This is a genomic window from Cytobacillus sp. FSL K6-0265 (assembly GCF_038003465.1).
In the GTDB taxonomy this organism is placed as follows: domain Bacteria; phylum Bacillota; class Bacilli; order Bacillales; family Cytobacillaceae; genus Cytobacillus; species Cytobacillus stercorigallinarum.
On sequence record NZ_JBBOPE010000001.1, the window covers coordinates 3,093,381 to 3,112,019 of the forward strand.

19 protein-coding genes and 1 other annotated feature are annotated in these 18,639 nt (G+C 37.4%); of the genes, 1 reads left to right on the forward strand and 18 read right to left on the reverse strand.

What is annotated here, in order from left to right; all coding sequences use genetic code 11:
- Positions 1 to 5: 5 nt before the first annotated feature.
- The 18 genes from greA to MHH73_RS15740 form a co-directional block, all read right to left on the reverse strand.
- On the reverse strand, positions 6 to 482 hold the full coding sequence (gene greA, locus MHH73_RS15655) for a transcription elongation factor GreA (RefSeq protein WP_191810337.1): 477 nt from the start codon (positions 480 to 482) through the stop codon (positions 6 to 8).
- 146 nt (positions 483 to 628) lie between these two features.
- Positions 629 to 1,264 carry a uridine kinase gene (gene udk / locus MHH73_RS15660; RefSeq protein WP_191810335.1) on the reverse strand — a complete coding sequence of 212 codons (636 nt, stop codon included), beginning with the start codon at positions 1,262 to 1,264 and terminating at the stop codon, positions 629 to 631.
- 119 nt (positions 1,265 to 1,383) lie between these two features.
- Positions 1,384 to 2,025, reverse strand: coding sequence for an O-methyltransferase (locus tag MHH73_RS15665; protein WP_341067957.1), 642 nt, complete (start codon positions 2,023 to 2,025; stop codon positions 1,384 to 1,386).
- Between the two features lie 237 nt (positions 2,026 to 2,262).
- Positions 2,263 to 3,387 (reverse strand): endolytic transglycosylase MltG, encoded by a 1,125-nt coding sequence (gene mltG, locus MHH73_RS15670; protein ID WP_191810331.1) that lies wholly within the window; start codon positions 3,385 to 3,387, stop codon positions 2,263 to 2,265.
- Between the two features lie 394 nt (positions 3,388 to 3,781).
- Positions 3,782 to 4,063 (reverse strand): DUF1292 domain-containing protein, encoded by a 282-nt coding sequence (locus MHH73_RS15675; RefSeq protein WP_095372472.1) that lies wholly within the window; start codon positions 4,061 to 4,063, stop codon positions 3,782 to 3,784.
- 12 nt (positions 4,064 to 4,075) lie between these two features.
- Positions 4,076 to 4,492 (reverse strand): Holliday junction resolvase RuvX, encoded by a 417-nt coding sequence (ruvX, locus tag MHH73_RS15680; RefSeq protein ID WP_095372471.1) that lies wholly within the window; start codon positions 4,490 to 4,492, stop codon positions 4,076 to 4,078.
- Position 4,493: 1 nt separating this feature from the next.
- Positions 4,494 to 4,760, reverse strand: a complete 267-nt coding sequence (locus MHH73_RS15685; protein ID WP_095372470.1) for an IreB family regulatory phosphoprotein — start codon at positions 4,758 to 4,760, stop codon at positions 4,494 to 4,496.
- A gap of 160 nt (positions 4,761 to 4,920) precedes the next feature.
- Positions 4,921 to 7,554 carry an alanine--tRNA ligase gene (gene alaS, locus MHH73_RS15690; protein ID WP_191810329.1) on the reverse strand — a complete coding sequence of 878 codons (2,634 nt, stop codon included), beginning with the start codon at positions 7,552 to 7,554 and terminating at the stop codon, positions 4,921 to 4,923.
- Between the two features lie 53 nt (positions 7,555 to 7,607).
- Positions 7,608 to 7,814: a binding site (T-box leader), on the reverse strand.
- 92 nt (positions 7,815 to 7,906) lie between these two features.
- Positions 7,907 to 8,983 carry an AI-2E family transporter gene (locus MHH73_RS15695; RefSeq protein WP_191810326.1) on the reverse strand — a complete coding sequence of 359 codons (1,077 nt, stop codon included), beginning with the start codon at positions 8,981 to 8,983 and terminating at the stop codon, positions 7,907 to 7,909.
- Positions 8,984 to 9,122: 139 nt separating this feature from the next.
- The gene (locus MHH73_RS15700) at positions 9,123 to 9,254 is read right to left on the reverse strand and encodes a DUF3918 family protein (protein ID WP_095372467.1); all 132 of its coding nucleotides are present in this window, start codon (positions 9,252 to 9,254) and stop codon (positions 9,123 to 9,125) included.
- 26 nt (positions 9,255 to 9,280) lie between these two features.
- Positions 9,281 to 9,472 carry a hypothetical protein gene (locus MHH73_RS15705; protein ID WP_191811331.1) on the reverse strand — a complete coding sequence of 64 codons (192 nt, stop codon included), beginning with the start codon at positions 9,470 to 9,472 and terminating at the stop codon, positions 9,281 to 9,283.
- Between the two features lie 19 nt (positions 9,473 to 9,491).
- Positions 9,492 to 9,962 carry a PRC-barrel domain-containing protein gene (locus MHH73_RS15710; protein WP_191810324.1) on the reverse strand — a complete coding sequence of 157 codons (471 nt, stop codon included), beginning with the start codon at positions 9,960 to 9,962 and terminating at the stop codon, positions 9,492 to 9,494.
- A 133-nt stretch (positions 9,963 to 10,095) separates the two neighbouring features.
- Positions 10,096 to 12,495, reverse strand: coding sequence for an SF1B family DNA helicase RecD2 (gene recD2, locus MHH73_RS15715; RefSeq protein WP_191810322.1), 2,400 nt, complete (start codon positions 12,493 to 12,495; stop codon positions 10,096 to 10,098).
- A 42-nt stretch (positions 12,496 to 12,537) separates the two neighbouring features.
- On the reverse strand, positions 12,538 to 13,191 hold the full coding sequence (locus tag MHH73_RS15720) for a tetratricopeptide repeat protein (RefSeq protein WP_191810320.1): 654 nt from the start codon (positions 13,189 to 13,191) through the stop codon (positions 12,538 to 12,540).
- Positions 13,192 to 13,554: 363 nt separating this feature from the next.
- Positions 13,555 to 14,670 (reverse strand): tRNA 2-thiouridine(34) synthase MnmA, encoded by a 1,116-nt coding sequence (gene mnmA, locus MHH73_RS15725; protein WP_191810318.1) that lies wholly within the window; start codon positions 14,668 to 14,670, stop codon positions 13,555 to 13,557.
- Positions 14,671 to 14,698: 28 nt separating this feature from the next.
- Positions 14,699 to 15,841, reverse strand: a complete 1,143-nt coding sequence (locus tag MHH73_RS15730) for a cysteine desulfurase family protein (protein WP_191810316.1) — start codon at positions 15,839 to 15,841, stop codon at positions 14,699 to 14,701.
- 24 nt (positions 15,842 to 15,865) lie between these two features.
- Positions 15,866 to 16,285, reverse strand: coding sequence for a cysteine metabolism transcriptional regulator CymR (gene cymR / locus MHH73_RS15735; RefSeq protein WP_095372461.1), 420 nt, complete (start codon positions 16,283 to 16,285; stop codon positions 15,866 to 15,868).
- Positions 16,286 to 16,339: 54 nt separating this feature from the next.
- Entirely contained in the window at positions 16,340 to 16,999 is a 660-nt protein-coding gene (locus tag MHH73_RS15740; RefSeq protein WP_341067964.1) for a YczE/YyaS/YitT family protein, read from the reverse strand.
- A 245-nt stretch (positions 17,000 to 17,244) separates the two neighbouring features.
- On the opposite strand from MHH73_RS15740, the gene MHH73_RS15745 reads away from it, so the two are divergent.
- Positions 17,245 to 18,510, forward strand: a complete 1,266-nt coding sequence (locus MHH73_RS15745; RefSeq protein ID WP_341067967.1) for a replication-associated recombination protein A — start codon at positions 17,245 to 17,247, stop codon at positions 18,508 to 18,510.
- The last annotated feature ends 129 nt before the right edge of the window (positions 18,511 to 18,639 follow it).

Genomic DNA, 18,639 nt, shown 5'->3' on the forward strand with positions numbered 1-18,639 from the left:
TTTTATTAGTTAATACTTGTGATCTTAACACTCATTTCTCCACCTGGTGTTTGCACAGACACTTCTTCGCCTACTTTTTTGCCAATAAGACTTTTAGCAATCGGAGAATCATTGGAGATTTTACCCTCAAATGGATCTGCCTCTGCACTACCTACGATAGAATACGTTTCTTCTTCACCATCAGGTAATTCCATAAAAGTAACAGTTGAACCTAAGCTAACTGCGTCGCCTTTCATCTCATCCTCAGTGATGATTTTTGCATTACGAATCATATTTTCAAGAGTCGTAATACGGCCTTCTACAAAAGCTTGTTCTTCTTTAGCTGAATCGTATTCTGAATTCTCAGATAAGTCACCAAAACTACGAGCAATTTTTATACGTTCAACCACTTCTTTTCGCTTAACGGTTTTTAAATTTTCTAGTTCTTGTTCTAATTTTGTCTTACCTTCTTGTGTCATTGGAAATACTTTCTCTGTACTCACAACACTCACTCCTTTACCCTATATAACCAATTATTGGTCAAAAGTATGTATAAAATTTATAAACAATGCATTTACAGCGCGTCCTTTATCGAACGCGCCTACCTATGCAAACGTTTGTAGCCGTATTATTTTTCTATGCTATTGTGTCATAAAAAAGACTTTTCTTCAAGAATTGTTTGAATTTTTGTGACCATTAGATCAATCGCAACTTTATTTTGTCCACCTTCTGGAATGATGATATCGGCATATCTTTTAGTCGGTTCGATAAATTGATTATGCATTGGACGAACAACGCTGACATATTGTTCAATGACTGAGTCAATGGAACGTCCTCGCTCCTTAATATCACGCATAAGCCTTCTAATAATTCTTAAGTCAGCATCTGTATCGACAAATAGCTTCATATCCATTAAATCACGTAAACGCTCATCTTCAAGGACAAGTATCCCCTCTAAGATAATCACATCTTTTGGTTCAACAACGATGACCTCATCTGATCTCGTATGAATAGAATAGTCATATACAGGCTTTTCGATAACCTCGTGATTCGTTAAAGAGATGATATGCTCAATTAATAAGTCAGTGTCAAACGCAAGTGGATGATCATAATTGGTTTTCAAACGTTCTTCAAAAGGTAGATGTGCTTGATCTTTATAATAATAGTCTTGTTCTAACATCAGAATCGAATGACCTTGAAATCGATTATAAATTGCTCTCGTTACACTTGTCTTTCCAGAGCCTGATCCACCAGCTACACCGATGACAATCGGTTTTCTCTTCATCTTTATCAATCTCCCTAACATCGTAGCTTTTTGCTACTGCTTAACAATATACACCTTTTTGCTATGATTGCCAAACATATGGTACTTATACTTGTAATTATTCGCTATCACAACAAAACTTATTTCTTTCTACTTATCGCAACGCCATCACCAATAGGCAAAATCACGGTATGGTAACGATCATTTTCCATCAGCCATTGATTAAATTGGTCAATTTTTTGCACTAGGTTGCGAATGCGTTTTTTTTCTATTTCTGCCTTTTCATAAACGAGGCCTTTAAATAACACGTTATCGGTAATAATTACACCTGCATCATTTAAATATTGACTATATATTTCGAAAAACTTCTTATACTGTCCTTTTGCTGCATCAATAAAGATCATATCATAGTCACCTAACAATCGAACCTCATCTTCTTGCTCTAATGCATCGCCTTTTATTAAAGTGATTTGATCGCCCATGCCGCTTCTTGCAAAATAGTTCTCTGCCTTTTCATAGCGCTCCTGATCCCTTTCCAATGTAACAATATGGGCAGATGGACAAGCTTCAGCCATTCGTAATGCGGAATATCCGATTGCAGTCCCAATCTCTAATATTTTTGTTGGTTGTTGAATTCGTACAATCTGTAACATGGTTTCGATACCTTCTAGTTCCATAATCGGCACACGATTTTCCCTAGCGTATTCTTCCATTTCCATGAAGAGGTTTGTTCGATTCGGTATTAATTTTTGCATATATGTAATTAGCTCATCATTTAGCAATTACTTTCACCTCTATTAATTTAACTTCCATCCCTTGCATATGCAAGAAAAAAAGCGCTCACATTAGTAGATTGTCCAAAAAAGCTTAGACCATCTAGCTTTTTGCATGATACGCCACATGAAAAAATATATAAAATGCTTGTGCTATTTTACCACAAAAAAAAGAGGAAAGCTATGAGATTTCATCATAAATGATGATCAAACATCATTTACATCCTTTTAGCTTTCCACTATTTTTTAATTATTACTAGTTATGTGCTCATTTTTCTTCACATTATGTTCATCCAATGTTTTAGAGAATAAAACTTCTCCTTCTGGTGTAGCTAGGAAATATAAATAATCTGTTTCTTCCGGATTCAATGCAGCTTCAATAGAAGTGGAACCTGCATTAGCAATCGGTCCAGGTGTTAGGCCATTGTATTTATATGTGTTATATGGATCATCTATTTCTAAATGCTTATACAATGTTCTTTCCTTGTGCTCACCATGTGCATATAAAACGGTTGGGTCTGTTTGTAATGGCATATCTTCATCCATACGATTATAAAAAACACTTGCAATCTTATCGCGGTCCACTTGTGCAGTGGCTTCTTCTTCGATTAAAGAAGCCATTGTGAGTAACTCATGGACAGACATCTCATTTTTCTCCATTGCTTCAGTGTACTGAGCAAGTACTTCACTCGTCTTTTTAATCATTGGTGTCACAATTTCTTCGACGGTTGCATCTTCTTTATAGTAATCATATGTGGCAGGGAATAAATATCCCTCTAAAGGGTATTTAATATTCTCAGCAAAAACATCATCAGTAATGACACTTGGAAATTTCTCCTGCATGTTCTGAACAAATGCTTTATCATTTAATTCTGCGAAGACTTCATCAGCCTCCATACCTGCTTTTTCTGCAATAATTGCTGCAATTTGCTCCAACTGCTTGCCCTCAGGAAGCGTGACTTTAAACACGACTTCTTGATCTACATTTCCAGTTTTTAGCTCTGATATCACTTGACCTAATGTCATTGCAGGTGCTAGTTCATAAGTTCCCGCCATAAATCCTGATTCATTTTTTAGCTTTACATAATATTTGAATACTCTAGCATCCTTTATTATCCCATTCTCTTCTAGTACTTGACCGATCCCTGAGACGGATGAGCCAATCGGAATTTCGACATTTTTGACTTTGTCGTTATCTGGATTGACAGGCTTTAACGCAGAATTCACATAAAGGAACCCACCTAGCCCTCCGACACCTATGATTACAAATAATATGATAGCTGTAATTAACACGATTTTACGGACAACTTTCGCTTCTGTTTGCCTCTCTATCAACTTTTTTTTCATCTTACCTTTTTTATCATCTGTCATGGTAAACCTCCTTGCAACCATTTCCCCTTACTATTCATACTTTCTTTCTCTCTAATGTTGACACTGTATCAATAGCGGAAAATAGCTCGCATACATCTCGGATTATTATACTATACTTTCTGTCATAGGATAGCATATTTAGACAAAATTCTTCTAGTATGAACAAATCAGTTATGCTGTGATCCTTAATCAATAACAATTTACTAATAATAGTGAGTTAAGTTTAATAGAGAATAAAGTCGAAATGTGGGTAAAGGTGGAAGTTTGAGGGGTTTATTTGAGGCAGGTTTATTTTGTGTGATAAACATTTCTTGGATTAACCTTACTCGCTAGTTTGTTGCGCAAAATGAAAGCATCTAAAGTAAAAGACCCACTGAACGCGGGTCTTTCAAGCTTACTCTTCTTCATTTTCTAAAAATGTATTTAACATCTCTTCGATAAGGTCCCATTCTTCATCCGTTTCAATTGGCATTAATTCACCATCTGTATTATCTTCACTTGGAACAAATGCGGATGCATGAATTTCAACCTCTTCTTCATCTTCATCTGCACCAATTGGATAATAAAGAACATAAGATTTGCCAAACTCTTCAGAGTCAAACGTAAAAAGCACTTCGCAAAGCTGCTCGTTACCTTCCTCATCTACTACTGTGATATTATTTTCTCCGTGATCCATTTCTTTCACCTCTTAATTCTGGCTATCTAAATAACCTTGTAAAATCATGACTGCCGCCATTTTATCAATCACTTTTTTCCTTTTTTTGCGACTGACATCTGCATCAAGTAAGACTCTCTCTGCAGCAATTGTAGTGAGACGCTCGTCCCAATAAATAACCTCAACACCGAAACGCTTGTTAAGTTCATTTCCATAGAACTGACTCGCTTCTCCCCTAGGCCCTATTGTACCATTCATGTTCTTAGGAATGCCAACAACAACTTTTGTTACTTCATATTCTTTGAGCAGCTCACCAATACGTTTAAACCCGTACTGATTTTGTTCCTCATTAATTTTCACTGTTTCGATGCCTTGGGCTGTCCAACCAAGACCATCACTCACAGCCACGCCGACAGTTTTTGAGCCGACATCTAATCCCATTGTACGCATATTATCCCTCTCGTTGCTGTTTTAAATACGACTTCACAAGTTCTTCAATAATTTCATCCCGTTCTAACTTGCGAATCACATTCCGTGCATCTTTGTGACGGGGTATGTAGGCAGGGTCTCCAGAAAGCAGGTAACCTACAATTTGATTAATAGGATTGTACCCTTTTTCCTGCAGAGCATCATGAACATGGAACAATACTTTATTGACATCTTGTTCAAATGGTTCCTCAGGAAAATTAAATCTCATCGTTTTGTCAAATGAGCTCAATTGCTACACCTCACTATTCTGTTCTTAAGCGATAAAGCTACCTATCAAAAAGAGAAGGATTGATAGCTACACCAAGGTCATTAAAGAAGAGGTTATGGTTAACCTCTTCTTTTTATGATTCGCTTTGTTTACCTACATTCTACACTAAACTATTCGGTAATCAAACGGATTTTACCCATTCCTCTACAAATTGTAACGCCACTTCTAATTTTGCTGGGTCTTTTCCACCAGCTTGCGCCATATCTGGGCGTCCACCGCCACCGCCTCCGCAGCGAGTAGCCACTTCCTTAATTAATTTACCCGCATGATAACCATTTTTAATCAAATCATCTGTCACACCGGCAATTAAGTTAACTTTTCCTTCATTCGCACTTCCAAGTACAACCACTGCTGAAGCAAGCTTTTGTTTTAATTCATCTGCCATATTTCGCAAGTGGTTCATGTCAGTCGCCTGAACTTTTGCAGCTAATACTTTAACACCATCCACTTCTTTCACTTGGTCAATCAAGCTTCCAGCTTCAATATTACCCAATTTAGTTGCTAATGATTCATTTTCTCTTTGCAATTGCTTGATTTCTGCATGTAAGCCGTCAATTTTTACTGGTACATCTTTTATATTTGATTTTAATTTGGCTCCAGCCTCTTTTAATACAGAGATTTGCTCTGTCATCATCTTATAAGCGCCTTCACCTGTGACTGCTTCAATTCTTCTTGTGCCTGCACCAATCCCGCTTTCAGATTGGATCTTGAACAAACCAATTACAGCAGTATTCGGAACATGACAACCACCACAAAGTTCTAATGAATAGTCGCCGATTTGAACAACTCGTACAATTTTCCCGTACTTTTCTCCAAATAAGGCCATTGCTCCCATTGCTTTCGCTTCTTCAATACCTTTTAGGTCAATTTGTACATTTAAGCTATTCCAAATTTTCTCGTTAACAATGGCTTCGATTTTCTCTAATTCTTCTCCTGTTACTTGTCCAAAGTGAGAAAAGTCAAATCTTAGTCGATCTGGTTCAACGAGAGAACCTGCTTGATTTACATGAGACCCTAATACATCTTTCAATGCTTGATGAAGAAGATGTGTCGCTGTATGATTTTTTACGATTTTATTACGATTAAAATAATCAACCGTTGCTTTAACCGATGAATGAGCTTTTAATACTCCTTCAGTAATAACTGCACGATGGAGATTTTGTCCATTTGGAGCTTTTTGAACATCTTTTATTTCAACCTTTAAGCCACTCGCTGTTAGCGTTCCCTTATCAGCAATTTGTCCACCACTTTCAGCATAGAAAGGAGTAGCTGTTAATATTAACTGAACCTCTTCGCCTTGAGAAGCTTCGTCTACTAGCTCTCCACCACTTACAATTGATGCGACTTCAGTATCAATCGTCAATTGCTCATACCCAACAAACTTACTATCTACCGTAATGTCACCTAGGACACGATCTTGGACTTGCATACTATCAATATCTTGACGAGCAGCACGAGCGCGATCTCGCTGATTTTCCATTTCTTTTTCAAAGCCATCATGGTCGATGGTCATGCCTTCTTCTTCCGCATACTCCTCTGTTAATTCAACAGGGAAACCATACGTATCATAAAGACGGAAAACATCCTTTCCATCGATAACGGTATGCCCATTCGCTTTTTCTTTTTTCATTACTTCTGAAAGAATAGCTAAACCTTCGTGTAACGTTTCATGGAAGCGTTCTTCTTCATTTTTTATGACTTTTTGAATAAAAGCTGTTTTTTCTTTTACTTGTGGATAGTAATCAACCATTATTTCTGCGACTACTGGTACTAACTCAAACATGAACGGACGATGAATATTGATTTGCTTCGCATAACGAACCGCGCGACGTAATAATCGTCTTAGGACATATCCTCTTCCTTCATTTGATGGAAGAGCGCCATCACCAATCGCAAATGCGACTGTACGAATATGGTCAGCAATCACTTTAAATGCGACATCTTGTTCCGCAGTTTTTCCATATTTCTCAGCGGAAATATCTTCTGTCCCTTTAATAATTGGCATAAATAGATCTGTGTCAAAATTCGTCTTTACATTTTGCACAACTGAAGCCATACGCTCTAAGCCCATGCCTGTATCAATATTTTTCTTTGGTAGTGGTGTATATGTGCCATCTGGATTATGGTTAAACTCAGAAAATACAAGATTCCATACTTCCAAATAACGTTCGTTTTCTCCACCAGGATAGAGCTCGGGATCATTTAAGTCGTTACCGTACGCTTCTCCTCTATCATAGAAAATTTCTGTGTTCGGTCCACTTGGGCCTTCTCCGATATCCCAGAAATTCCCTTCTAAACGAATAATTCGCTCTTCTGGCACCCCTACTTTTTCTCTCCATAATTGGTACGCTTCATCATCCTCAGGGTGGATTGTCACAGATAATTTCTCTTCTTCAAAACCAATCCATTTTGGGCTCGTCAAGAATTCCCAAGCAAATAGAATCGCTTCTTCTTTAAAATAATCACCGATAGAGAAATTCCCAAGCATTTCAAAGAATGTATGGTGACGTGCTGTCTTACCTACATTTTCGATATCATTGGTACGTATTGATTTTTGTGCATTAACAATCCTTGGATTTTCAGGAATGACTCGACCGTCAAAATATTTCTTTAACGTAGCTACACCACTGTTAATCCATAATAATGATGGATCCTCATGCGGTACTAAAGAAGCACTTGGTTCAACTGCATGGCCTTTTTCTTTAAAAAAATCTAAAAACATTTGTCTAATTTCTGCGCCAGTTAAATGTTTCATAAAAAAACCTCCTAAAAATAGATGTAACCATAAAAAAAAGCCCTCATCCCCAATACAGGGACGAGAACTGAAACTCGCGGTACCACCCTGATTGTGAAAGAAAACTCTCACCTCTCAAAGCACCTTAACGCGGTGAACGGCAGTAGTTAACTGCACTCCGGATTAGCTTTCTGTTATCCTTCATCGAGAAATTCTCTCAGCCATGGAATTTCCTCTCTTTCAAATGGACTATAACATACTTCTTCCATCAACATCTTAACATTATTTAAATAGATATAGTCGAATTATAGCTAGTTTTTTGCTCTTTTGTCAACATCTCAATGTCTAACAGTATCAACAAATACAGCTTAAACTATACCTTATCTGTGTGATGTCGGTTCATTAACAATTTACGCGCATGTATAAGACTGATTTTTAGGATTGCCAAAATCGGAACAGCCATAATTAAACCAATGATACCGCCGGCTTCTCCACCAGCTAATAATGAAAGCATAATTATGAGGGGGTGCATATGTAAGCTTTTCCCTACAATTAATGGAGATAATATATTCCCTTCCACAAATTGCAATACGACAATAATGATTAATGTAATAATCACCATTTTTACTGACAGTGTTGCTGCAATTATCACCGCTGGGACTGCACCAATAATTGGCCCAAAGTAGGGAATAATGTTGGTTATTGCAATAATAAACCCAAGCAACAATGGATACTTCATACCGAACACCCAAAATAAAGTAGCTGAAATTACCCCGATTACTAAACATACAAGGAGTTGTCCACGAATATAACCACCGAGCGACTTATCAACATCTCTTACAAACAAAACAGCCTCTTTGCGCCATCTTCTTGGCGTTAAGTACCAGACTGCTTTTTTTACATCTGTATAATCTTTTAATAGGTAAAAGGAGATAAATGGGATAATGGCGATGATTAAAGCATAATTAAGAATCTCAAGCAATATATTGATTGCCTTTGTTAATAATTTATCTAATGCTGCTTCTATATCGTTAATCCCATCCTCCACACGTAATTGTAATGTTTCTGGCCATTCAGATGTGCGATCTTGAATCAAAGCAATAAAAGATCGATATTGCTCGGCAAACTCTGGCGCATGATTAACTAAATCATTTAGTTGATGAATAAAAGCCGGAATACCCTTATACAATCCGTAGCCTACACCACCAAAAAACAACAAATAAATACCAAAAGCTGCTAATCCTCGGTGCATACCTGCTTGATGTAACTTTTCAACAATAGGATGTAAGAGATATGTAAAAAATGCCCCAAGTAAAAACGGAATCAGCACAACTAACAGTAATTTCAAAAGAGGGAGCCATAATTCTTTTAATTGGAAAAAGATAAAAAGTAAAATAAGAATAAGCAAAACAAAGCCTAAACGGTACAACCATTTTATACGAACGTCCATACACTACGCCTCCCTTTAATATCTTGAGAAGAGAGCATATGAATTATACATACAAGTTAAACAAGGAGAGAATCTGAAAATAAAACTAACACCCATACGAAAAACGCCCCCAATCATTTGATTGAGGACGATATAACAATTAAAACATTTTCATTACTTTTCTTTGTATCTTTTTCATATCTCTTTTTGAGACGATGTTATTTTTCTGCATATAGCTATATGCGGCTACTCCTGCACCGATGACTGCTGCTGAGGTTAACATTTTATTCATTATATGACACCTCTCATAAAATTTTTTTATGAAGAAAAACGACGCTCTTCTTCATCAAATAAGTCATCTAAAGAACTTAAAGACCCATCTTCTTCCACTTGGTGAGTGTGAATCATTCCTTTAGACAATGAGAGTTCGATAAAGCAATTCCAACAATAATATTGATTAATGCCAATCTTACCGACATCTTTACTTTGACAATTAGGACATTGAAGCATCATGGAAAGGACACCTACCTTATTCTACATTTACAATAATGGCATCCTTTCCAATCGCTGGTGCGCAACTAGCTTTAATTACTTTCTTTCCTTCAAGTACATCAGAAAAGAAGCCATCTGATAGTTCATACCCTACGATTGTGCCCATTTCTTCATTGAAATATACATCTTGAAGAAGTCCTAAGCGATCGCCCTCTCTTGTCATCATCATTCGGCCAGCCAAGCGATTTTCACTAGCAATCGTAAAATCACTATGCTTTGGAATAGCTGTTAATACATCACAACTTTCAACCATCACACCATCCCAACCAAATGAATACACATCTTTAATATCTAGAAAAAAGGATTTGCGAATAAATGAGTGGTTCTTCACCCATAGTCCCTTCACTAATCCTTCGGGTGAGATGAAGAGATCATTCACTTCACCAATTGCTCTACCGTTATTCAACACGATAACCGACAAGCCTCTTAATAAGGAAAATGTTCGCAAAAGTTACTCCCACCTTCTTTGAACATTGTTATTTTGTTCAAAGAAGGTACAGCTCATTCTTTTTCAAGGTTGGCAATTTGTTTTATGTATACAAGGGTAAAAAATAAGATGAGAAAAAATCTCTCATCTTAGTCTATTCAGCCTCTAAAAAATCATAAGGTGTGATATTTTCCATTCCTATCATCGGGTCGACTTTCATCAAGTAATCTTCATATGTTAATGATTCATCAATTGCTTCAATTGTCTCAACTTCTACGATCTCATCTTGTAATTTCAATCGTAAGTTAGATCGTCTTGATTGATCATCTAAACGTTGTACACCCATTTTTAACGCTTCTTCATCCCCACATAATATCAGGAATTGCTTGCTTCGTGTAATGGCCGTATATAATAAATTTCTCCGTAGCATCCGGTAGTAACTTTTAACGACCGGAAGAATAACAATCGGAAACTCACTGCCTTGTGACTTATGAACAGAACAACAATAGGCATGTGTGATTTGATTTAAATCCTGTTTTGTATACGTAGCTTCAACGCCGTCGAAAGAAACAATGACCATATCTTGTTTTTCTGTGTTCTCTTTCGCATAAAATATTGAAATGATTTCACCCATATCACCATTATACACATGGTTTTCAGGTTGATTGACTAATTGCAGAACCTTATCCCCAATACGATAGACGACATCACCAAAAGCAATTTCTTTTCTACTACCATCTTCATTAGGGTTGAAAATTTCTTGAATCATTTTATTCAGGCGATCAATACCTGCCGGACCACGATACATCGGTGCAAGGACTTGGATATCCTTTGCTAAATAACCTTTTTTCTTTGCATTTCGCACCACTTGTTCAATGACCGTACCAATTTGACCTGGCTGACATTGAAAGAAGGAGCGATCTTTTTGTTGCTGGGTAATATTTTGTGGCAATCTTCCCTTTTTCATTTCATGTGCCAACTCAATAATGGAGGAACCTTGCGATTGCCTATAAATATCTGTCAACCTTACTTGAGGAATGCGTTCAGAAAGTAATAAATCTCTTAATACTTGGCCTGGGCCAACTGATGGTAATTGATCTTCATCACCAACAAGAATGACTTGCATTTCTTCAGGTATCGCTTTAAAAAGTTGATTGGCTAACCAAATATCAACCATGGAAGTTTCATCCACTATAAGGATTTTCCCTTCAAGCGGGTTTTCCTCATGATGGTCAAAACCCTCACTTCCATTCCAGCCGAGCAATCTGTGAATCGTCACAGCTGGTAAACCAGTTGATTCTGCCATTCTTTTCGCGGCTCTTCCAGTAGGGGCAGCTAGTAAGAAAGGAAATGGCTCTTCTTTTTTATAGTCTTTCGGATTTAAACTACAACCATGTAATTCACCATACAATTCAACAATCCCTTGAATAACCGTTGTTTTTCCCGTACCTGGACCACCTGTTAATATCATCATTGGCGACATTAACGCTTTTTGAATGGCATCTTTTTGAGATGGCGCATATTGTACAGAAAGTCGCTCTTCTAATTGTCCTAAAGCAAGAAGAAATTCCGACTCGGGAAACTGTTCATTAAACTCCGTTTGATTGAGTATACGTTTGATATTTGTGACGATTCCCTTTTCAGAAAAGAAAAGAGAAGGTAAATATAACTGCTGTCCCTCTGCAATTACTTTTCCCTCTTCACCGAGCGTTATGATTGCTTCACTAATCGCCTCATAAGGGATTACCTCAGTCGCTTTTTCTTCTAATAGTTTTTTGACAGCAGGTAGTAATTCTTCTGCTTCTGCATATACGTGACCTGAGTGTGCACTTTCACTATCAAGCATATATAAACAGGCTGCTTTAATTCGGTCAGCGTGACTACCTGCCATTCCCAATTGTTGTCCAATTTCATCTGCCCGATGAAAGCCAATCCCTTCAATATCCTCTACGAGTTGATAAGGATTTCTTTGCAAAATATCTATCGCTTGATCTTTATATGTTTGAAAAATCTTCATAGATAGTTGCGGTCCAAAACCAAGTTGATTGAGGTGGATCATGACTTGTTCAATTCCTTGATTTTCCACAAGTGTGTCGTATAATATTTTTGCTTTTTCACTTGCTAATTTTGGTATCCCATCTAATAATGAAGGATTATTTAAGATGAGATTGATCGCATTTTCCCCAAGCTCATCGACAATACTTTGTGCCGTTTTCTTCCCAATCCCTTTAAAGAGATCACCTGATAAATAATTAACGACGCCTTCTTTTGTTTGGGGCATTTCTTTCTTATACTGCTCCACATGAAATTGCATCCCAAACTTCGGATGTTCCTTCCATTCCCCTAAAAAAGTATAGGTCTCCTCTTCATGTATTTTCGGTATATAACCAGTAATGACCGCTTCTTTCTCGTCATATTGTGCATTTGTCTCTAAAACCCGTATACGCAAAACCGTATAAAGATTACTTTCATTATGGAAAATAGTCACAAGATGCTTGCCTTTTACATACGTTTTTTGTTCAGCAAATAGATCTAAAGAATTCTGCTCATCCATCCCTTGTGCTCCTTCCTTTTTAAGTGCATCTTCTTTTTTATTTTATGACTGTTTTTCAATCATTTTCTTACCGTAGCCCGCAAGCATATGGTCCGGTTGTATATCCAATGCACGATTAAAGTGATCAAGTGCCTTTTGCACATCTTCTTTAAAAGCATAAGCTACACCGAGATTATAATGAGCATCCGCATGTTCCTCATCTAATTCAATACAGTGTTGTAATTGCTTAATGGCTTCATCTATTAATTCTAATTGTGCTAAGCAAAGGCCATATTGGAAAGCCGCTTCTGCATCCTGGGGATTTAATTCAGTTGCACGCTGCAAGTATGGTAACGCTAGTTTCCCTTGCTCTAATTGCATAAGAGAAATACCTAACATAAAATAATTGTCTCCATGGTCAATTCCTTTTTGCATCGCTTTTTCAAACATATTTTTTGCTTCATCAAATTGTTCTTTTTCAAAAAGTAAATTTCCGACGCTATAATAAGCAACACCCGCGTTTTCATCAAGTTCAATTGCTTTTAGAAAAAACTTCAACGCACGTTCTCCGTCGCCAACGGCTGATAAAACATTACCAAAATTGATATAAGATACCGCATCCTCAGGGTTCTCATCAATCGCTTCCATAAAAATCTTAGCTGCTTCTTCCCATTTTCCTTCTTGCATATATTGAATACCTTGTTGGTTTTTATCCATTATTTATCGACTCCATTTCATCTCTTTCTCTTCGAAATAGTATAGCATATTTTTCTTCAAGACTTCATTCACAGGCTAAAACGGTCCTAGTATAAATTGGGTGTGATAGTCAATTGACCATAAATGATAGTTAAAAGCTGATCATGTGTTTGCGTGGCTAAATTTATTTTTTCCAAGTTTAGATGAGCAATTTGTTTGCTCGGCTATCCTCCAGCTTTTCTAATAAGTGAAATGAGCAAAAGTTACCCTCGACCAATTTCCGATAGATAGCAAAGGAATATGTGCGTTTTACGCTAACGTCAGTGACTCGTTGAAGAAGCAGCAAAAAAAATAAAAAACCAGGCAAACAATCTGCCTGATTTTTTATCCTACATATGTGAGCTGCTTACTATCAATATACACTTCATCAATTGTTGCCCCACCTAAACATTCATCACCGTTATAAAAGACAACTGATTGGCCAGGGGTAATCGCTCTACTTGGCTCATGAAACTTAACGCGCACTTTATTGTCTGCCAAACGTTCCACCGTCACACTATTGTCTGTCTGACGATATCTAAATTTAGCTGTACATTCAAATGTTTGTGGCATTTCTTTTTCAGATACCCAACTTACATTCACTGCTACAAGGGAATCGGAATATAGTTTTTCATGGTGAAAGCCTTGTCCTACATAAAGAACATTTCTTTTCAAGTCTTTACCAATCGCAAACCAAGGCTCTCCTGCTCCTCCGATTCCTAGGCCATGCCTTTGACCAATGGTGTAATACATTAAACCATCATGTTTACCGACGATTTTACCATCAAATGTCTCCATATTACCTGGTTGAGCTGGCAAGTAGTTACCTAGGAATTCTTTGAAGTTTCTTTCACCAATAAAACAAATACCTGTACTATCCTTCTTAGTAGCTGTTGCTAAATTTGCTTTTGCCGCAATTTCCCGTACCTCTGACTTTTTAATATTGCCAATTGGGAACATCACTTTTTTTAATTGATCTTGCGAAAGCTGATTAAGGAAATACGTTTGATCTTTGTTTTCATCAAGGCCACGAAGCATTTTCACTTCGCCATCTCTTTCTTCTACACGCGCATAATGTCCTGTTGCTAAATAATCAGCACCTAAATGCATCGCATGTTCTAGAAACGCTTTAAATTTAATTTCCTTATTACACATGACATCAGGATTTGGTGTTCTACCTGCTTTATATTCATCAAGAAAATAGGTGAACACTTTATCCCAATATTGCTTCTCAAAATTAACAGCATAGTATGGAATACCGATTTGATTACATACGCGGATAACATCTTCATAATCTTCCGTCGCTGTACATACACCGTTTTCATCGGTGTCATCCCAGTTTTTCATAAAAATGCCGATGACATCATAGCCTTGTTCTTTGAGAAGGAGTGCAGCTACCGATGAGTCTACGCCACCGGACATACCAACAACGACTCGTGTATCTTTTGGCGCTTTTGACATGATCTTCACCTCTCATTGCTTTACTTATTTATGCCTGAAATCGTTGTACGATTTTACTTATTTCTTTTCCAGCTACACTTGCTTGTTCTATTGTATTACCATAGCCAAAGCTGAATCTTATAGAGTTACCTAGGCGCTCATGTCCTTTGCCAAACATAGCGACCAGTACATGTGATGGGTCTATAGATCCTGCTGTACATGCAGATCCACTAGATGCAGCAATCCCTACTAAATCTAAATTAACAAGCATAGCTTCGACATTTGTTTCTGGAAAGCTTAAGTTTAATACATGAGGAAGCGTTTCAGCAAGTGAACTGTTTTGCACAAACTTTACTTCATTTTCTATCAAGGTTTGTAAGAACGTTTCTCTTAATTGTTGAAAGTGCTTGCTTTTAACCGCTCTATCTTGTTGACTTATTTTCACTGCTTCTAGAAAACCAGCAATAGCAGGTACATTTTCCGTTCCAGCTCTACGCTTTCTTTCTTGCTCGCCACCAAAAAATCTTGAAGGAAGGGAAATCTCTTTACGACAATAGAGAAATCCAATCCCTTTAGGACCATTTATTTTATGAGCTGATACAGAAAGTAAGTCAATATTTGCTTCATTCACATCTATAGGCAATAGACCGTATGCTTGTACCGCATCTGTATGAAAGACCGCTTGATGATTAACGAGAAGCTTACCTATTTCAGCGATGGGTTGAATGGTACCAACTTCATTATTCGCAAACATAATGGTAACTAAAATCGTATCCTCTCGTAACGCTTTCTTAACGGTGTCTACTTCAACAACCCCTTCATTGTTGACTGGTAAATACGTTACTTCAAACCCTTCTCTTTCAAGTTCTTCGCAAGCATGTAATACTGCATGATGTTCGATTTTTGATGTAATGATATGCTTACCTTTATTTTGATTCGCTCTAGCTACGCCAAAAATAGCATGATTATCAGATTCCGTTCCACCACTCGTAAAGATGATCTCATTTGCATTAGCACCAATACTTGATGCCATTACCTCTCTTGCCTGATCAAGTACTTGTCTCGCCTCTCTACCAAAAGAATGAATGCTTGATGGATTCCCGTAATCCTCTTTCATCATTCGCGTCATTACATCAATTACTTGTGGATGCATCGGACTTGTTGCCGCATGATCCAAATAAATTCTTTCCACTCTTTTCACCTTCTTGCTAATCTGTTAAATATAAAACATATAAGCATCGGATTCACCATTATCTTTATGGTTTGCTAAATCCTCAATCGTTGTATTATCCAATACCTCTTTCACTGCGTCACGTATACGCATCCATAATTCTCTTTTGGCCGGTTCTTCATTTTCTATCCCTTCAACTGGGCTAATCGGACCTTCTAATACGCGAATAATATCGCCTGAAGTGATCTTCGATGGCTCATCTCCAAGAATATATCCACCATAAGCGCCTCTTATACTTTTAACGAAACCAGCATTTCTTAAAGGAGCAATTAATTGTTCTAAGTAGTGTTCCGATAAATCATTTGCTTGTGCAATTGTTTTTAACGAAACGGGACCTTCCCCATATTTCTTAGCGAGTTCAATCATAATCGTTAATCCATAACGACCTTTTGTCGATATTTTCATTCCCGACACCTCTATTCATCTTTATTCTCTCTCTATAAATTCCATCGTTACCTGTTATGAGGCAATCGATACTTTTCTTTCCTTCATCCGTGCAAGTAACTTATTCGTAAATCTTTGACATTGTGGTAATGCTACACCAACTATCGGGCCAGTAGCCAAGCTTAAAACGATTGTTCCCCAAAAGACAGGACCGCCAAGCTGCCAACCGATAACTAACACAATAATTTCCATACTTGACCTTATATAGGCAACTTTCCAACCTGTTCGGCTCGTTAATGCCATCATCAAACTATCCCGTGGCCCAGTACCTAAACGAGCTGATATATACAAGCCCATACCATAACAATTAATTAAAAGACCACAAGCAAACATGATGAACTTGCCCCATATCGTTTCGGGAGTGGTCATAAATGGTAATAATAAATACAAATCAATGAAGATACCAATGAGTATCATATTAAGGTAAGCGCCTGCTTTTGGCATCTCTTTACCAATGATCGCCGCAACAGCAAGTACAAAAATACCAACAATGATAGACCAAGTGCCAATTGATAGCCCTAATTGATAATACAAACCTACATGCAAAACGTCCCAAGGTGTTGCGCCTAAATCTGCAACAATAAGGAGTACAATTCCTAAACTCATTACTAATAAACCGAGTAAATAGATGATAATCCTCGGTCCTGTTTGCCCCATTTTTTTATTATTGATCATTTTCCCAAGCCCTCACAGGATAGATTGTCTTTCTTTCATCTTTCTTCTTATGCCCTCCATTGAGGCTAAAATATATTCTTTAAAATGTAGATAGATAAGTTAAAAGCATTTATTCTTCACAACATATAAATAGACCTTGCTATTATAGCACATTTGCAAGCGTTAATCATTTTAGCTTTCTTATTTTTATGATATGTTATCAAAAGGAACAGGATAAGCTTCTTATCTAATTAGGAGTGATATAGTTGAATATCAAACCGTTAGCTTTTCGAATGAGACCAAGAACAATTAATGAAATTATCGGTCAAGAACATCTCGTGGGGGAAGGTAAAATTATTCATAGGATGGTAAAAGCAAAACAATTGTCCTCGATGATATTATATGGTCCTCCAGGAATCGGAAAAACTTCCATTGCTAACGCAATAGCAGGTAGTACTCAATTCGCATTTCGCACTTTAAACGCAGTGACAAATAATAAAAAGGATATGGAAGTCGTAGCAGCAGAAGCCAAGATGTCAGGTAAAGTTATTTTATTATTAGATGAAGTTCATCGTTTGGATAAAGCTAAACAGGATTTTCTTTTACCTTATTTAGAAAACGGCATGATTACATTAATTGGTGCTACAACAAGCAATCCTTACCATGCGATTAACCCAGCCATCAGAAGTCGATGTCAAATTTTCGAACTAAAGCCATTAGAAGTAGAAGAAATTAAAATGGCATTAAAAGTAGCGATTACGGATGAAGAAAGAGGATTAGGTAAAAAAACGATAGAGATAACAGATGAAGCATTAACACATTTTGCAACATCATCTGGAGGCGATGTTCGCAGTTCTCTTAATGCCCTTGAATTAGCTGTGCTTTCAACTGAACCAAGTGACTCTGGCACCATCCTCATCACACTTTCTGCTGCTGAAGAATGCATGCAAAACAAGAGTATGGCACATGACAAGGATGGTGATGCACATTACGATGTTTTATCTGGATTCCAAAAATCCATTCGTGGAAGTGACGTGAATGCTGCCCTTCACTATTTAGGGAGGTTGATTGAGGCTGGGGATATGGTAAGTATTACAAGAAGGTTATTGGTCATTGCTTATGAAGATATCGGACTCGCCTCTCCCCAAGCTGGACAAAGAACATTATCAGCCATTGAATCAGCGGAGCGGTTAGGTTTTCCTGAAGCAAGAATTCCGTTAGCGAATGCCGTGATAGAACTATGCCTTTCACCGAAATCTAATTCGGCTATTATGGCGATAGACCGGGCATTATCAGATATACGTGCAGGCATTAGCGGGGAGGTCCCTGATCACTTAAAAGACGCCCATTACAAAGGAGCGAAAGAATTAGGGAGGGGAATTGACTATAAATACCCCCATGATTATGAAAACGGATGGGTAAAGCAACAATACTTACCTAATAAGCTGAAGAAGAAAACGTATTATGAACCGAAAATGAACGGTAAATTTGAACAAGCTCTTTCCACTGTTTATAAACGACTACAACAGTAGCAATGCTGGAAAAATTCGCCCAAACCTAAATGTTTGGGTGGATTTTCTTACTTTGTTAACAATAAAATGCTAGGTGCTTCCCTATATTACTCTCATAAATGCAATACCATCGCACCACTTTTCGCTATC